We start from the raw sequence: 16,202 nt of genomic DNA on the forward strand, positions 1-16,202 counted from the left end.
TTATTAGCGGTACCGATTTTCCGGATTCAGGACCTTTGAGAACAGCCAATGCGGTTTTCTGCAGATCGTTTCAGCAGGCCAAAGACTGTTGAAACTCCTGACCCGGTAAAAGTTGTAACACCACGATAACAAACACAAAACCATGCACCATACGCGGAGACGTACATGCACACTGATTCTGATGTGACAGCAACTTCAGCACCAGCCAACGCCCCACAGGCGAGCCCGGCCAGCAACACCACGGTTGCGGCAACCACCCCCGGTCAACTGCGTGTGATCAAGCGCAACGGCACCGTTGTTGCCTACGACGAGAGCAAGATCTCTGTCGCCATGACCAAGGCCTTTCTTGCCGTTGAAGGTGGCACCGCTGCCGCCTCCAGCCGTGTGCACGAAACCGTTGCCTCACTGACCAGTCAGATTTCTGCCACGTTCAAGCGTCGCATGCCCTCTGGTGGCACTATTCACATTGAAGACATCCAGGATCAGGTTGAATTGATCCTGATGCGCTCCGGCGAACAAAAAATCGCCCGTGACTACGTTCTGTACCGCGAAGAACACGCCCGCATGCGTGCCAGCAGCGGCAACGCGGTTGTACCCGATGCAGAATACCCTGCCATGAACGTTGTCATGCCTGACGGCCAGCTGCAGCCACTGGACATCGCACGTGTACGCACCATTGTTGAGGAAGCCTGTGCCGATCTGACCGGCGTCGAGCCGAAAGCGATTCTGGACGAGGCCATGCGCAACCTGTACGACGGCGTATCCCTGGAAGACGTCAACACGTCTCTGGTGATCACTGCCCGTACTCTGGTCGAAAAAGAGCCCAACTACTCCTACGCCACTGCCCGTCTGCTGCTGGACAAGCTGCGTACCGAAGCACTGAACTTTATGGGTCTGGCTCTGACAGCCACCCAAACCGACATGAACACCCTGTACGCCCAGGCTCTGCCTGCCTACATCCAGAAGGGTGTAGAGCTGCAACTGCTGGCGCCAAACTTGCTGGATTACGATCTGGTGAAACTGGGTGCGGCACTGGACGCCAGCGGCGACCTTCAATTCAGCTATCTGGGACTGCAAACCCTGTATGACCGCTACTTCATCCACTCGGAAGAAGGGGTTCGCTTTGAACTGCCTCAGGTCTTCTTTATGCGTGTTGCCATGGGTCTGGCCTACGAAGAGGACAACCGTGAAGAGCGTGCCATTGAATTCTACAAGCTGCTGAGCTCTTTCGATTACATGAGCTCCACCCCGACGCTGTTCAACGCCGGCACCCTGCGGCCGCAGCTGTCTTCCTGCTACCTGACCACCGTGCCTGACGATCTGCACGGTATCTACGGCGCCATGCAGGATAACGCCATGCTGTCCAAGTGGGCAGGCGGTCTGGGCAACGACTGGACTCCGGTTCGCTCTCTGGGCGCCTACATCAAAGGCACCAACGGCAAGTCTCAGGGCGTTGTTCCTTTCCTGAAAGTGGCCAACGATACCGCCGTTGCGGTTAACCAGGGCGGCAAGCGCAAGGGCGCTGTCTGTGCCTATCTCGAAACCTGGCACCTGGACATTGAAGAGTTCCTGGAGCTGCGCAAGAACACCGGTGATGACCGCCGTCGTACTCACGATATGAACACCGCCAACTGGGTACCGGATCTGTTCATGAAGCGTGTCTTCGACGACAAGGAATGGACCCTGTTCTCACCTAACGATGTGCCCGAACTGCACGACCTCTACGGCCAGGCTTTCCAGGACAAATACGAAGAGTACGAGCGCAAGGCAGCCAACGGTGAAGTGCGCATCTTCAAAACCGTCAAAGCGGTTGATCTGTGGCGCAAAATGCTGGGCATGCTGTTTGAAACCGGCCACCCATGGGTCACGTTTAAAGACGCCTGTAACCTGCGCAGTCCGCAGCAACACGTGGGCGTGGTTCACTCGTCCAACCTGTGTACCGAGATTACTTTGAACACCACCGCCGGCGACGAAATCGCTGTGTGTAACCTGGGTTCTGTGAACCTGGCTCAGCACATCGTCGACGGCCAGCTGGACATGGCCAAGCTGGAAAGTACCGTGCGCACCGCTGTACGCATGCTGGATAACGTCATCGACATCAACTACTACTCCGTGGAAGCCGCACGCACGTCAAACATGCGCCACCGCCCTGTAGGTCTGGGTCTGATGGGTTTCCAGGACGCCCTCTACAAAATGGGTTACGCCTACAGCTCTGAAGACGCCGTTGAGTTTGCCGACCGCTCCATGGAAGCCATCAGCTTCTTCGCCATCGACGCCTCCAGCGAGCTGGCCAAAGAGCGCGGCGCCTACTCTTCTTTTGAAGGTTCTCTGTGGAGCAAAGGCACCCTGCCGATCGACTCTATCGAGCTGCTGGCACAAAACCGTGGCGAGCAGTACATCAAGGTTGACCGCAGCCAGACTCTGGCGTGGGACGCACTGCGTGAGAAGGTGAAAACCCAGGGTATGCGTAACTCCAACGTGATGGCGATTGCCCCGACGGCAACCATTGCCAACATCACTGGCGTGTCGCAATCCATTGAGCCGACCTACCAGAACCTGTACGTAAAATCGAACCTGTCCGGCGAGTTCACTGTCGTAAACCCATACCTGGTTCGCGATCTGAAAGACCGCGGCCTGTGGGATTCGGTCATGGTTAACGACCTGAAATACTATGAGGGTTCCGTTCAGAAAATCGACCGTATCCCGGCCGACCTGAAAGCCCGCTACTCCACTGCGTTCGAAGTTGAGCCGCGCTGGATTGTGGAAGCCGCCAGCCGTCGCCAGAAGTGGATCGATCAGGCTCAGAGCCTGAACCTCTACATCGCCGGCGCCAACGGCAAGAAACTGGACATCACCTACCGCATGGCGTGGTTCCACGGTCTGAAGACCACTTACTACTTGCGTGCGCTGTCGGCCACAACCACCGAGAAGTCCACCATCGAAAGCGGCACGCTGAATGCGGTTTCCTCCGCAGCGGCAGCTCCGGCAGCCAGCGCAGCTCCTGCTGAACCACAGGCAGCACCGGTACCACTGGCCTGCTCACTGGACGATCCGGACTGTGAGGCGTGTCAGTAACTGACCGCGGAAAACTGAAAGGAGAGGCGTTAATCGTCTCCCCTTTCAGAGCAAACCGAACGATTCCTACACGATCTATCGCAAACACCGTCACAGAAAAACAATAACAAAAGACCAAACATTAAGGATTTGAAACATGCTGAGTTGGGACGATTACCAAGACGAAGCGACAACTGCACCACCTATTGCACCAAAAACTCCGGAACCAAAGGCAGCGCCACAACAAGCGGCCCCACAACCCGCAGCTGCAGAACAAGCACAGCCTAGCACTGAAACCAGCAAGCGCCCTGCCGCTCCGGCTGGCAGCCCGGTCGCACGTGCACGTGAAGCCGTATCAGAACTGGATCCGGCACCGGGCCTGGAAGAACTGGAAATGGGTGCCGCCCGTGTTGCCGTTGATGAAAAACGCATGATCAACTGCCGCGCCGATGTAAACCAGCTGGTGCCTTTTAAATACGACTGGGCCTGGCAGAAGTATCTGGACGGCTGTGCCAACCACTGGATGCCCCAGGAAGTGAACATGACGGCAGACATCGCTTTGTGGAAAAGCAAAGATGGCCTGACCGCCGATGAGCGCCGCATCATCATGCGCTCACTGGGTTACTTCTCTACCGCTGACAGCCTGGTGGCCAACAACCTGATTCTGGCGATCTATCGCCACATCACCAACCCGGAAGCACGTCAGTACCTGTTGCGTCAGGCATTTGAGGAAGCGATTCACACTCACGCTTACCAGTACTGCGTCGAGTCTCTGGGCATGGACGAGGGCGAAGTCTTCAACATGTACCGCGAGATTCCGTCCGTGGCCAAAAAAGCTGCGTGGAGCATCAATCACACTCAAGGGCTGTCCAACCCCGAGTTCAAGACTGGCACTCCGGAAACAGATCAGGAGCTGCTGCGTAACCTGATTGGTTTCTACGCGGTGACTGAAGGCATCTTCTTCTACTGTGGCTTTACTCAAATTCTGTCCATGGGTCGCCGCAACAAGATGACCGGTGTTGCCGAGCAGTTCCAGTACATCCTGCGTGATGAATCCATGCACCTGAACTTCGGTATCGATGTCATCAACCAGATCAAACTGGAAAACCCGCACCTGTGGACCGAAGAGTTCAAACAGGAAGTGATCCAGATGATTCTCGAAGGCACCGAGCTTGAAATCGCCTACGCTCGCGACTCCATGCCTCGCGGTGTACTGGGCATGAACGCTGCCATGATGGAAGAGTATCTGCAGTTCATCGCCAACCGTCGTCTGGCACAGTTGGGTCTGGCTGAACAGTTCCCGGGCGTTCAAAACCCGTTCCCGTGGATGAGTGAAATCATGGATTTGCGCAAAGAGAAAAACTTCTTTGAAACTCGTGTTATCGAGTATCAAACAGGTGGCGCACTGAGCTGGGATTAATATTATAAGGCTGCTGTTCGACAGCCCGGTATTAATCATACCCGGCAAGTTGTGCTGGGATTAAGCAGCCATCTGCGGATGGCTGCTGCTGTTAATCCCCCCGAATGGTTGCGGTTTACCCGCGCTGTTCATGGTTAAAAACAATAAAACCAAGGGGTACACAATGAACCACAAACACCGCACACAGAACGACTCTCTGTCAGCAGAGGACATACTGATCGCGCTGGACCAGCTGGATCAGACTGTCGAAGTCATGGGCGCCGTCATCAAGCGCTTGAAACGCAATCTCGAGCAAACCACCCCCAAACACCCGCCACAAGATTCTTCTCCTCCTGCTTTCGATTTCACCAATCTGCCAGGCAAAGGCTGGCATTAACGCCATGACCGTGCACCGGCTGACGGATAAACCATCCATCGCTCTAACGCAGTCATTGCGACACTCAACAACAATAACTGAAACCCGGAGATTTTTGCCGTGAGTGGACTGACAACATCTGCAAGTCATGTGCGCGCCGCCGTTTTGGAGCCCGCGGTCAGCACCTATTCCGCCAACCACAAGTACAAACAGCTGGCTCGCATCCTGCTCCATCTGAGAAATGATTTACACCTGGATCAACCCCAGCTGGCCATGCCGACCAGCGCCATGATCGAACATCTCGTGTTTAATTGCCCCCTGTCACTGCTGGAAGGTGATGACTGGCAACAGATCATCATTCACACACTGGACTACTTGATCAGCCAACTGGGCCCCAGTGGCAGCGCTGACGGTCTGTTTTTACGCAGCGACTGCGATCAGCCCCTGTTCCCCAATGAAGAGCTGTTTGACTCACAGGACGCCTATCTGTTTGCCCGAACACTCCTCCGACAACAGCAACAGGTGTTTGAATAAACATTTGAGATGAACGCAGGGACAGGTATAGTCGTCCTATGACCGAACTTTCTCCCTGGCAGGCGCTGCTGCAACAGCTGGACGAGCAGCGCCCCACCAGCCTGCTGTACTGCAGTCAAACCGATCAAACTGCCCTGCAGCACTGGTGTGACCACCACGACTGTGCATTCAGCCACATTCATCACCCGGACGAGCTGGAACAACTGGGTCGCTTCGATTGCGTTGTGATAGCAGATTGGCTGGAACACACCCATGCAGAGACAGGCATCCAATCGGTAGCCCGGATTCGCAATCTGCACACTCACGCCATCTGGCTATTAATCCCTGGCCAGTCACAACAACCCAACCCACAGCTGATTGCTTTGGGATTCCAGAGACGGCATGTTTTTTCCCGGGAGAATAAAGACGCACTGGAATGCTATGGCTACAATCTGGACCGCTATAACCATCAGCGAGAATGGAACAACCCGAGATTCTGGGCCAATCCGGAGAACTGGGGAAAATACTGGTGGTAATCCTTAACCTCTGCTCTACCCACATCCTAATGCGATAAGCACCTATTCTGGTGCTTACATACTCGTCACTCCCTCAATCGGGTCATTTTTTAGTCCGCTTTCACAACCCGCTTCGAGGCAAGTCACGGCAAGTTGCTGATTTCAAAAGAAAAGGTCATTTCCGGCGCAGTTCATGCATTGAATTAGCAATGTAAACTCAGGATTACACCTTTTCCGAAGAGGTTTCAGGCTCTGCAAGGATGGATTTATGCCCGGATTCACTCAGCACCCAGTCAAAAAATACCTGCACATGGTGGCTCTGTTTTGCATGCTGCCCATAAGTCAGGCTCACGCCGGACTAATCGGCTATGCCGATGTGGTACTGGATTATTTTAACAGTGGCACAGGACAAATGAGCGGCCCCTATGGCGGCTATGTAACCAATTCTGTCCACTCATCATCTGGTGTATTTCCTGTCCCGATATCAACCGGCGTCGTATTAGGCAGTGATCCCAGCGGCCCGGGAGCCATGATCGATTTCCTCAGTCTGTCGGCTGGCTCCTATGTCACACTTGGATTTACCGATGAGACGATTGTTGACAGTGCCGGCGCCGATTTTTCCGTCACCGAAGCGGGCGTACACTTAGAAAGCGCCGATGTTTTTGTATCTTCCAATCTGGTGGATTTTTTCTTTTTAGGAACGGTGTTCAGCAATATTTCTACTGCCATGGATCTGGCAACCATCGGCTTTACCGGTTCGGTGCAGGCAATCAGAGTGGTAGGGAGGGACAACAAGGGCGGCTCGAGGGGTTATGATCTCGCCAATATCGAGGTATTCTCAAGCAGTATAGGACGGGCGGCATTTGCCGCACCAATAGCAGTACCAGAACCAACCTCGTTGGTACTCATGATTCTCGGACTTGCGGCGCTCAGCAGAACCAGGCCCCGCAAATCCGTGATCATGGGCGGTTGATCGCCGCACTAATGAACCCTCAACACACCCGCCTGCCCATCACGGGCGGGTTTGCCTGGCGCCCCCGGCTCACCATCGCGACCGGCACTGCCCAGCGAGTAGAGCCAGCAACGGGCTTCTGAACCACCTTTACCCGCAGAACCAGGCTCTCCAGCGACCCCTCCAGCACCACCGCTGAGCATCACATCGATTACCTCAAGCCACTGGGACTGTCCCAGCATCAGATCGACACGACCACCGTTGCCACCGGGCCATCCATCGCCACCATCACCACCAGACGACCCATCACGAGAACCCCGGCCCCAGCAGGCTGCACTTTTACCACTCTGGCCCGCTTGTCCAGCCAGCCCCTGGCCACCATCACCACCGCGCACATCCACCGTCAGGTTGGCAAGACTGCCGGATTCAAGGGTCAGTTTCAGGTCTGTACCCTGGCCCCCAGGCTCGCCGCGGTCACCATGGGCGCCGGATGCTGCGATCACACTGCCATCGGCAATGTCTACCTGGCGGACAGTAAGCACAAATGGCTGGGGATGAGGGGCAATACTGATTTTCGCGCCGGGCTTCATGGTCAAATGAGCAACCTGTAACTCGGTAATGCTGACCGGAATCAACAATTTCCCCGATGCCCCAATCGTCAGCCTGTCCAGCTGAACCGCCCCCACCAGAGAAGGCAATCGCAAAAGCCCATGATCAGCCACTTCAAAAGACTCAGCCCGGCTTGCCGAGCTGCATAACAGCGACAGGATCAGTAAACCCTGTCGCCAATGGTGTCGTACCCCTGCTGCAGTCATAAAATCCCCCAAGTCCTCTAGAGACGGTTTATCGTTGTTCGGGCCTTAGCTTAGTTTTGATTTTTTTAAGCTTGAAACAGGCTTTCTCTACACCCTCAGTCGCGCAAGTGGCTCACCACCGGGTTGGCGTAAATTCCCAGAAAAATTTCTTTCTGTTCATCAGGCACATCTGCCAATCGCCGTTTCAGCTCCAGCTTTTCAGCATCGTATTCGTTTTCGACAAATGGCTCACCGCTGGCACTCACCGGTAAATCAGCAGCCTCTCCGTTCAAGAGAACGTAGGCCAAATGATTACTGGGATGCAGCACATAACTGTCCCACACCTGGCGATCGATTTCCTGTGCGACTTCTTCCGCGTTTTCAAAGTTGCCTTTCAACACATCACCAAAGGCCACATGCACACTGCCTTTCTGTCCGGCAATCCCCATGGCAATACTGGCAACGTCTTCATGCTCTTCTTTTTCGTAACTGCCGTGTTCCGCGTGGGCGTGCAGCTCTTTGGCTTTCGCGGCATCACAGGGATCCCACTCGTAGGAAATGGAGACGGGTACGATATTCGATTCGCGGATGAATTCTGCAAATGGTGTGGTTTTCGGCCGGCTTAATGCCAGCATACTGATAATGGCCGTGTTGGTCGCATCGAGACCGTCTTTTGCCCGTCCCTCCCGCTGAGCAATCCAGATATTGCTCTTCTCTTCCAGAATGGAGTGATGAATGTAAGCCGACAGATGCTTTGACGCCTTGAACTTCTCCCGCGCGCTGGTGGCTGAACGCTTCACAATAAAACTCTTGTTCAGACGCATCAGGTCCGAAACGTAGGGTTTGGTCAACAGGTTGTCACCAATGGCAATGCGAACCGTATTAAAGCCGTTCTTATTGAGAGCCCAATTTACAAATGCCGGGTCCATAGCGATGTCGCGGTGGTTACTGATAAACAGGTAGGGGGTATTAGGATCAAGTTTATCCAGACCGGATACCGTCAGCTGATCCACACAGCGCTCAATCATACTGTCGAGATAGTGAGACACTATCTGCTGCAGGTGATCAACAGAGGAAACGCCGTGAAGCTGTCGGGTCAAGACTCGCTTGACCAGAGGTTTGAGCAGCCAGGGCATCCAACCCGCCAAACGGGGGAATCGCAGGCGCGTTACCGCATCAATCAACTCCGGATCGGCCAACAGCCTGTCAATGGCAGGGGCAACTTCCTCATCGTTATAGGGGCGAATATCATCAAATTGAGTCATGGTATCAACAGCTTCAAAAAAGATCTCGGGAGCACGTTCAGAGGGCTAAAAGCGCAAATCTACCGGCCATTCAGAAAACCGTTATGGCGGTTATGGCTGGCAGCGTTAAAATGGCCTGCCAAAATACCGAATTTGCCCGGGGAATACCACTGCTCATGCTCAATCCCAGCGCCCAATCTGCCACTATTTCACCAGATCCACAGAAACCGTGTCCCTGCGGCACCGGCATTGAGTTTGCCAGCTGTTGCGCACCTCGCCTGAACGGCAGCGCCCCGGCCCAGACTGCCGAGCAATTGATGCGCTCGCGCTATACCGCCCATGTGGTCTGTGATGTGGCCTATTTGTTGAAAACCTGGAAAGCGCCGAATCCTCAATCCGTCAATCCAGACGCCATCAAACAATGGGCTCAGCAGTCCGACTGGCAGGGACTGGTTATTCATCAAACGGCAGACGGCGGTCCTTCCGACCAAGAGGGATGGGTCGAGTTCTCGGCTTTCTACCTTGACCGGACGCAAGCCAATGCAACCCCAACCCGGCATCGCGAGAACTCCCGTTTTGTTCAGCACGATGGCCACTGGTTTTACGTTGAGGGTGAAACGGTTGCCACCAGCACCGGGAATGACAAAACCGGTCGCAACAGTCCCTGCCCGTGCGGCAGTGGAAAGAAATTCAAACGCTGCTGCGGCCCCTAGAGCACATTAACAACACTGCTTGACGGGAAATGCATGGTGACGGGGATGGGAAAAACGTAAAATGACTGATCCATCGTCCCCTCATCCCCCGTATTCATTAAACACAGATTATCTAAGACTCCACATATGATCACCAGTATTGGCCAGCTACTCGACCAAATGGGCGTGACCACACGCATTTTCGACCTCGGTCGTCATATTCAGGAAATCAGCACCGCAACCTTCGCCCAGTTTGAAGCCCAGTCCATCGCCTATCCAGCGCCTTACCTCCACCATGCCTGGATTGGCCTGCTGTTCTGGGACAAGGATACCCCGGACATTCCGTTGCTGTGGTTTATCAAGCTCCCCCTCGACGAACAGGGAAAACTGGTTCCCTCCGAACGCGATCAATTCCTCCAGCAACTGATGGTGGCTCTGGGTTCCAATATTGAAGCCAGCAAACAGGGCCGGCAGCTGGCAGCCGTACTTGAGGGCAACCCCTACGTTTTTACTCCATCACCAGAGCGTCAGGCTGCGATTCATGCCCGTGTCAACAAGCTGCTGGGCAAGCCCACCAGCAGTTACTACGCCCCTGCGTGCGAGTATTTGCAGACTGACCTCAGCCAGTGGGAATCGATTGGCATTCAGGGGTTGGCGGATATTGCCGTGCGCTGGCCTGAACATCAGGGCCAACTCATCAGTACCATTCCGGAAATGCCTGCTCCAGTGCTCATCGGTTTGAGCCAATGCCTTGAAAACGAAGCGATCAATGGTGCGCTGGGCAAAGCCATCCAGACCCGCCTGCGAGCTGAAATCCAGAAAAACGATGAGGACCGAAACCACTCTCTGGTGGCGGCCCTCATTCGCGGTCTGTCACAGTGTCAGGCCCTGGAGCTGCGCCAGAAAACGCTGGCCGAACTGTTGAGCACAAACGCGGGAGACGATATCGAAGTTCTGGCGGCCATTGCCACTCGCTGCAGCCTCGACCTGTGTAATCCGGACCTCTGCCTGCCTTTTCTCGAAGCCTTGAGTCTGAAAGGTCAGGATAACTTTAACCGCATTCTCGCCGACCTGCTTTTTTGCGCGCCGGTGCGACCACATATTCTCAACGCTTTCCGCCACCCCCAACGATCGACCGAACTGGCCGCAGCGATTGGTGGGCTACTCAGCCCCCAACCCGCTCAAAGCAATGCGCTCCACTAGCAGTACGCTTTGCGAGGAGCAGACTGGCAGTTCACGGAAAAGCCTTGCACCACAATGACATTGGAGTAAAGTGATGGCACAAAAAGCAACGCCTTGAACTGCCCAAGCCTGCGATGACACGAGACACACTATCGCGGCTTTTTACGAACAACGTGGTCTTGTGCCGGCTGCAAACCACCTGTATGTGATTTTGTGTAATGGATGTACACACGGATAAATCAAGCTCTGCTACTCTCCGGATTCTGCTGGTGGAGGACAGTGCCACCCTTCGATATGCCATGAGTGGCTATATCCGCGATGCTGGTCATGACCCCGTTGTCGCTCCCAGCGGCGAAGCCGCACTACAGATGATCGAACACACCCCGTTTGACATGATCATTATGGATGTGGAAATGCCCGGTCTGAATGGTTTTGAAACCACCCGACTGATGCGGGAGTGGCTTGGCGAACACTGGGTCCCCATTATCTTTGTCACCGGTAAATCTGACGATCAGAGCGTCGAGGAAGGCATAGAAGCCGGCGGGGACGACTATCTCACCAAACCCGTCAGCCCGATTATTCTAAAAGCCAAGATCCGGGCCATGCAGCGCATTGTCGACATGCGCAACCAGTTGCGAGACATGAACGACCAGCTTGAAGCGCTCAGTCAACGTGACAGCCTGACCCACCTCTACAATCGCCGGACGTTCAACGAACTGGCAGAGCAACAGTGGGGGCTCGCCAAACGCCAGCAGAGACCGCTCTCCATCATCATGCTGGATATTGATCACTTTAAACTATTTAACGATACCTATGGCCATCCGGCCGGCGATGAATGCCTGAAGAAAGTCGCCACCGCAATTTTGACCGCCTTACGCCGGCCCACAGACATTCTCGCCCGCTACGGTGGCGAAGAATTTATCGCTCTGCTGCCCAATACCGATCTGGAAGGTGCCACGCTGGTCAGTGAAAATATTTGCCGCACCATCTTTGAACTACAACTGCCACATCGCACATCAACCACCGCCCCTGTAGTAACCGCCAGCGTCGGAACCGCCAGTTGCATCCCGGCAAATCGTTCCTCACTGAGTAAGCTGATTCAGCAAGCCGATAACTCTCTCTACCGCGCCAAGATGCAAGGCCGGAATCGCGTGATTCGGGAAGAAACCAATCAGGACAAAACACTGCTTATTGCTCACAGCAATCCCCGGCAACTGGATAACATCAGCACTCTGTTGCAACAGCAGTGCAACATTGTTACCTCCGAATCCATTGATGAATGCCTGGAACTGGCTGAAAACTTACAACCCGAACTGTTATTGGTGGACTTCAACCTTTCCGAAACGGGTGGCGGATTGAAAGTCTGTAAACAACTGCAGCAATTACCTTCACAGAAGACACACACGCTGTTGGTAATGTGTGACGCACCCTTCAGTAAAGAGCTTGAAACACAGGCCCTGCAAGCCGGAGCCAACAAATTAGTGGTCTTTCCTGACACCCGGCAGGAAGCCCTGGAATATATTCAGCCCTATCTTCTGTAGTGTCGCTTTACCCTTAACGCTGGGCAGTTTTGGTGCACAAAATAATGCAAATTTGCTATATACATTGACCAAAACCAAGAACAATTACCCAGTGACCGATCAACTTCTCCCAGGAAAAATTTAATTTTGTGAAAGACGTTGCAGTACGCGCCAACGCAAGTCCCTAGACTCTTTACACAATAACTATTGAGACACATCGCTACTCAACAAAAAAATTGATACATGTGAGCAGCGAGATCTTGGGTGATGTTTCGATAACTTGGGGATGTAATGATGAAGAGTGTCAAACGCGCGTTTTGCCTGGTCGCCACAGGACTGTTGAGCCTTGTTTTCGCATCACACAACTTGCAGGCAGAAGCCCCACCAAACGAGCAACCCTGGCTGATGGCCAAGTACGATCTTAACGGTGACGCCACCATCACACTGGAAGAGGTTTCAGAAAAGAAAAAATCCCTTTTTATCCAACTCGATCACAACCGCGACGGCCACATCAGTTTTGGCGAGTACGAAACCATTGATCAGGCCAAGCGACAGGCGCTGTTGAGAAAACGATTCAGCAAGCTGGATGAAGACAAAAACGGCAAGGTGAGCGAAGCCGAATACGCTTCGTTTGTCGGCCTGTTCAGCTCTCTGGACAGCGACGGCGACGGCGCGTTGAGCGAGATGGAAGTTCACTCCATGAACCCTCTGGCCAAAGCCGCTGCGCAAGAACCGACGACCTACTGCCTGCTGTGGTTCTGCATTCGGGACGAGTTGTAGCACCCGCTAAAGAACGCGCCCCCCGGAAGGCAAGTGAACCAGAGCCTTAACGACGCCCCGAGTACCAATTCACGTCTCGGGAGCAGGCATCCACCTGATCCACCACATCCAGAATCAACGCAAACAGTGCCATCCGCACCAGCACGCCATTATCCGCCTGGCGGAAGATGGCCAGATTCGGGTTCAGATTGAGGTCGTTGTCCAGCTCGTTGGCGTCCTCGCGGGAGTCTCTGGGCAACGGGTGCATAATGACCGTGTTCGGCTCACAGTACTGGGTATAGATCGCCTGATTCAGGCGAAACCTGCCGCGATAGAGGTTGGCCTCTTCCTTTGACGTAAAACGCTCTTCCTGAATACGGGTGGCATAGGCAATATCGACGTGACCGATGCCGTGCGCCAGATCTTCAGAGACAATCACATTCAATCCAGCCTCGCGCATGTTCTCAATTACCGGCTCAGGCATGGCCAGTTCGGGCGGTGAAACCAGTGTCACATGGATATTGTCAAACAGACACAGAAGCTTACACAGTGAGTGCACTGTGCGCCCGTGCTTGAGGTCCCCAATCATGGCAATCCGCAGACCATCCAGTGTCCGTCCGCGATCCGCCAGTTCTTTGCGAATGGTATAGAGATCCAGCAGCGCCTGACTGGGATGCTCGTTGGCGCCATCACCGCCATTGATGACCGGTACCCGACTGGCGGCGGCAAATTCGGCCACGGAACCCGATTCCGGGTGACGCATGCAGATCACATCACTGTAACCCGACAGCACCCGTGCCGTGTCATACAGGGACTCACCCTTGGCAATGGCGGAATTCTTAAAACCAGTCGTTTCGCGCACTTCGCCACCGAGCAGATTGAAAGCCGCACCGAAGCTGACCCGGGTGCGGGTACTGGGCTCGAAGAACATATTGCCCAGAATTGCCCCTTCCAGCACACGCGTTACGCGACGGCGTTGGGCATAGGGCTCCATGGAGTCTGCGACCTTAAAGACCCGCTCAATATCCATCCGCTCAAATTGCTTAATAGACAGGATATGTGCGCCGGTGAAATCCATGGTAATCCTCAAAATCAATGGTCAAAAACGGGGCTTATTGTATCCCTGGCCACCGCTTTGCACCATCGCAATTTAACACCGCCGTGACACCTATGATCGAAAATTTCAAAGAAATTGGCCCCTGTGCCGATACAGTGATCATAAAGTATAGACCGAAGCGCTATAGCAAGAATAAACGCGGTTTCACAGATAACGCGTACACCATACAAAAGGGTAGAAACGAGTGGCCTCACAATCACCAGAGACCTTGGTCAAATACTGCGACGCAGCCAGCGGCAAACAGATTCTGGAATCACGTGCGCTGCGCTGGAGCGCGCCACATCTGTTCAAAGACCCCTTTGAGCTGAGCCACGAATCCCAGCTCAACTTCGAACCCCAAACACTGCTGCAGTCCGCCATCAAGATGGCCACTGCCATGATCTTTGCCAAGGATGACCCCAGAGGCAATACCCCCCTGATCACAGCCATCCGGCGATGGCGGAAAGAGGAGCGATTTGCCTCCCCGGAGGAAGCCTATGATGTGTTGCGAGAGCTCTTGTCCAGAGTCGTGGATCAGCGCCTGAATGTGCTCGAAGAGCTGATGAGCGACTGGCGCTCTTACGCCCGCTCACTGCGAATTTGCAGCTTTACCGGCAAGGCCGATAACCTGATCGCCTGGCAACAGTTCGCTCAGCAGCACCAGGGTATCGCCATTCGTTTTCAGGTCGGAGAATTCACCTCTCACCCCCACCCCGTCAAAGTTGATTACCGCAGCCCGCGACCGGAAATCTCTACCCTCAGGGAAGAAATGTCCATCATCATGGGCGGCTCAAGCGACACCCCCAAAGACTTCTCTGGCCCACAGGGCTATTTTGAGGAAAAGTTTACCCACAAACCCCCTCACTGCTCAGCAGAAGATGAGTGGCGCTGCTTTCACAAACTGCGCGAAGTGGTGGGGGACGCCAGCAAGCCGGCTCAGGAGTGGTATACCGACATGCCGTTTGAACCCGGCGAGATTAACGCGGTGTATTTTGGTGCCTGTACCCCGGCAGCCACCAAGCGCGAACTACTGGAGCTGCTGAAAGCAAAATACCCCCGCACCCGGATCTTTCAGGGACGGGTGATTCCCGGACAATACAATATCGAGTTCGAACGTCTGTAAGAGTTAAAACAGCGGTAAGAATCAAAGCAGAGGGAGTTGAGAAGCGGCATTTTCACGATGGCCAGTCGCTTCACTGTCGATGGCATCAGCTTCCTGCCAACGAACCAGTCGTGCATCCAGCGGCGTCAGCTGGGGCTTTTCACCAGTCCCGACCGGATTGCGACGCTCGATCGCAGACAGTCTCTCACCAACCCCGGGATGGGTCTGAGCCCATTGCGCCCAACCTGTATCGCCTTGCAGAGCCAACATCTTCTGAAAAAATTCATCTGCCCCTTGCAGATGCCCGTAGCGTGCCAGGAGCAAATCGATGGCCTCGCGGTCAGCGTCCCGCTCCATCTCACGGTTAAAACTGAGTACTGTTAACAACCCAGCCTGTCCCAGAACACCGCTGACCCCATGCATCCCCTGCCCACCGGTCACCATCAGCAGCAGGAGCTGAAACAGGGCCCCACGACTGAGCGCCTGGACAGGATGCCGCTGCGTGATGTGGGCCATTTCATGAGCCATCACCATGGCCAGTGCATTCTCACTGTGAACCTGACGCAATAAACCGGTGGTGACAAAGATATGGCCGCCCAGAGTCGCGAAGGCGTTGGGGGTTGATTCTGACAAAAGATGAAAGTGGTAACGGATATCCTGATCTTCTGGAAGCAATGCAGCTTCTGCCTGTTGAGTTGCCACCAGTGAGGCCCCCAAATCCTTCACTGCCTGCTCCGCAGCTTCCAACTGAGAAGTACGAGACTCATTCGCAGCCCCACTCAGGGATTGCTCATACCTGTCTGTCAACGCCAATTCCCAGCGAAAAGGAATGGCCGGAGCCAGCCATCCGACCAGCAGGCTGAGGATCACGACAGCTCCGACGAGTGCGAGACTCACCCCCGCCAACAGCCAGGCAAACTCTTTTAGCGGATGTTCATCCGAACGGTTGATGCCCTCCGGCAATTTGGGATTGCTGCGCAACCGGGCCAAGCCAACAGCTCCGA

The 16,202-nt window shown here is 54.5% G+C and carries 15 protein-coding genes; 11 read left to right on the forward strand and 4 right to left on the reverse strand.

The annotated features are described in order from the left end of the window. Window positions 1–165: 165 nt before the first annotated feature. The 6 genes from KOI40_RS07210 to KOI40_RS07235 all read left to right on the forward strand — a co-directional run bounded on the left by KOI40_RS07210 (window position 166) and on the right by KOI40_RS07235 (window position 6,830). Window positions 166–3,075: a ribonucleoside-diphosphate reductase subunit alpha gene (locus KOI40_RS07210; RefSeq protein WP_216096808.1), complete on the forward strand. Its 2,910-nt coding sequence runs from the start codon at window positions 166–168 to the stop codon at window positions 3,073–3,075. Window positions 3,076–3,211: 136 nt separating this feature from the next. After that, on the forward strand, window positions 3,212–4,474 hold the full coding sequence (locus tag KOI40_RS07215; protein ID WP_233710094.1) for a ribonucleotide-diphosphate reductase subunit beta: 1,263 nt from the start codon (window positions 3,212–3,214) through the stop codon (window positions 4,472–4,474). Between the two features lie 163 nt (window positions 4,475–4,637). Next, window positions 4,638–4,850, forward strand: a complete 213-nt coding sequence (locus KOI40_RS07220; RefSeq protein WP_216096809.1) for a hypothetical protein — start codon at window positions 4,638–4,640, stop codon at window positions 4,848–4,850. A 99-nt stretch (window positions 4,851–4,949) separates the two neighbouring features. Further along, entirely contained in the window at window positions 4,950–5,363 is a 414-nt protein-coding gene (locus KOI40_RS07225) for a nucleotidyltransferase-like protein (RefSeq protein WP_216096810.1), read from the forward strand. A gap of 38 nt (window positions 5,364–5,401) precedes the next feature. After that, complete coding sequence (locus tag KOI40_RS07230; protein WP_216096811.1) at window positions 5,402–5,878, forward strand: DUF6231 family protein; 477 nt, start codon at window positions 5,402–5,404, stop codon at window positions 5,876–5,878. Window positions 5,879–6,125: 247 nt separating this feature from the next. After that, window positions 6,126–6,830: a PEP-CTERM sorting domain-containing protein gene (locus KOI40_RS07235; protein WP_216096812.1), complete on the forward strand. Its 705-nt coding sequence runs from the start codon at window positions 6,126–6,128 to the stop codon at window positions 6,828–6,830. An 8-nt stretch (window positions 6,831–6,838) separates the two neighbouring features. Here KOI40_RS07235 and KOI40_RS07240 read toward each other — a convergent pair whose 3' ends face one another. Both KOI40_RS07240 and KOI40_RS07245 read right to left on the reverse strand, forming a co-directional pair. Further along, window positions 6,839–7,624: a hypothetical protein gene (locus KOI40_RS07240; protein ID WP_216096813.1), complete on the reverse strand. Its 786-nt coding sequence runs from the start codon at window positions 7,622–7,624 to the stop codon at window positions 6,839–6,841. 95 nt (window positions 7,625–7,719) lie between these two features. Further along, the gene (locus KOI40_RS07245; protein ID WP_216096814.1) at window positions 7,720–8,868 is read right to left on the reverse strand and encodes a 1-acyl-sn-glycerol-3-phosphate acyltransferase; all 1,149 of its coding nucleotides are present in this window, start codon (window positions 8,866–8,868) and stop codon (window positions 7,720–7,722) included. Between the two features lie 83 nt (window positions 8,869–8,951). Here KOI40_RS07245 and KOI40_RS07250 point away from each other — a divergent pair, with 83 nt between their 5' ends. From KOI40_RS07250 to KOI40_RS07265, 4 genes are all read left to right on the forward strand, one after another. Then, the gene (locus tag KOI40_RS07250; protein ID WP_216096815.1) at window positions 8,952–9,560 is read left to right on the forward strand and encodes a YchJ family protein; all 609 of its coding nucleotides are present in this window, start codon (window positions 8,952–8,954) and stop codon (window positions 9,558–9,560) included. Window positions 9,561–9,686: 126 nt separating this feature from the next. Further along, window positions 9,687–10,742: a DUF3549 family protein gene (locus KOI40_RS07255; RefSeq protein WP_216096816.1), complete on the forward strand. Its 1,056-nt coding sequence runs from the start codon at window positions 9,687–9,689 to the stop codon at window positions 10,740–10,742. Between the two features lie 197 nt (window positions 10,743–10,939). Further along, window positions 10,940–12,262, forward strand: coding sequence for a diguanylate cyclase (locus tag KOI40_RS07260; protein WP_216096817.1), 1,323 nt, complete (start codon window positions 10,940–10,942; stop codon window positions 12,260–12,262). Between the two features lie 270 nt (window positions 12,263–12,532). Continuing rightward, window positions 12,533–13,021 (forward strand): EF-hand domain-containing protein, encoded by a 489-nt coding sequence (locus KOI40_RS07265; protein WP_216096818.1) that lies wholly within the window; start codon window positions 12,533–12,535, stop codon window positions 13,019–13,021. A gap of 46 nt (window positions 13,022–13,067) precedes the next feature. Here KOI40_RS07265 and KOI40_RS07270 read toward each other — a convergent pair whose 3' ends face one another. Next, complete coding sequence (locus KOI40_RS07270; RefSeq protein WP_216096819.1) at window positions 13,068–14,078, reverse strand: aspartate carbamoyltransferase; 1,011 nt, start codon at window positions 14,076–14,078, stop codon at window positions 13,068–13,070. A gap of 223 nt (window positions 14,079–14,301) precedes the next feature. Between KOI40_RS07270 and KOI40_RS07275 the strand changes: the two genes are divergently transcribed. Further along, window positions 14,302–15,219 carry a DUF2971 domain-containing protein gene (locus KOI40_RS07275; RefSeq protein ID WP_216096820.1) on the forward strand — a complete coding sequence of 306 codons (918 nt, stop codon included), beginning with the start codon at window positions 14,302–14,304 and terminating at the stop codon, window positions 15,217–15,219. Window positions 15,220–15,240: 21 nt separating this feature from the next. Here KOI40_RS07275 and KOI40_RS07280 read toward each other — a convergent pair whose 3' ends face one another. Then, a complete protein-coding gene (locus KOI40_RS07280; protein ID WP_216096821.1) occupies window positions 15,241–16,188 on the reverse strand; it encodes a M48 family metallopeptidase in 948 nt (315 codons plus the stop codon). Window positions 16,189–16,202 lie beyond the last annotated feature (14 nt).

The organism is Pseudomaricurvus albidus, assembly GCF_018863235.1.
Lineage (GTDB): Bacteria > Pseudomonadota > Gammaproteobacteria > Pseudomonadales > Cellvibrionaceae > Pseudomaricurvus > Pseudomaricurvus albidus.

Excerpts from the sequence above, each read along its gene's own strand:
- KOI40_RS07210 (WP_216096808.1), top strand. The coding sequence starts at position 166 with ATGCACACTGATTCTGATGTGACAGCAACTTCAGCACCAGCCAACGCC.
- KOI40_RS07215 (WP_233710094.1), top strand. The coding sequence starts at position 3,212 with ATGCTGAGTTGGGACGATTACCAAGACGAAGCGACAACTGCACCACCT.
- KOI40_RS07220 (WP_216096809.1), top strand. The coding sequence starts at position 4,638 with ATGAACCACAAACACCGCACACAGAACGACTCTCTGTCAGCAGAGGAC.
- KOI40_RS07230 (WP_216096811.1), top strand. The coding sequence starts at position 5,402 with ATGACCGAACTTTCTCCCTGGCAGGCGCTGCTGCAACAGCTGGACGAG.
- KOI40_RS07235 (WP_216096812.1), top strand. The coding sequence starts at position 6,126 with ATGCCCGGATTCACTCAGCACCCAGTCAAAAAATACCTGCACATGGTG.
- KOI40_RS07240 (WP_216096813.1), bottom strand. The coding sequence starts at position 7,624 with ATGACTGCAGCAGGGGTACGACACCATTGGCGACAGGGTTTACTGATC.
- KOI40_RS07245 (WP_216096814.1), bottom strand. The coding sequence starts at position 8,868 with ATGACTCAATTTGATGATATTCGCCCCTATAACGATGAGGAAGTTGCC.
- KOI40_RS07250 (WP_216096815.1), top strand. The coding sequence starts at position 8,952 with ATGGCGGTTATGGCTGGCAGCGTTAAAATGGCCTGCCAAAATACCGAA.
- KOI40_RS07255 (WP_216096816.1), top strand. The coding sequence starts at position 9,687 with ATGATCACCAGTATTGGCCAGCTACTCGACCAAATGGGCGTGACCACA.
- KOI40_RS07260 (WP_216096817.1), top strand. The coding sequence starts at position 10,940 with ATGGATGTACACACGGATAAATCAAGCTCTGCTACTCTCCGGATTCTG.
- KOI40_RS07265 (WP_216096818.1), top strand. The coding sequence starts at position 12,533 with ATGATGAAGAGTGTCAAACGCGCGTTTTGCCTGGTCGCCACAGGACTG.
- KOI40_RS07270 (WP_216096819.1), bottom strand. The coding sequence starts at position 14,078 with ATGGATTTCACCGGCGCACATATCCTGTCTATTAAGCAATTTGAGCGG.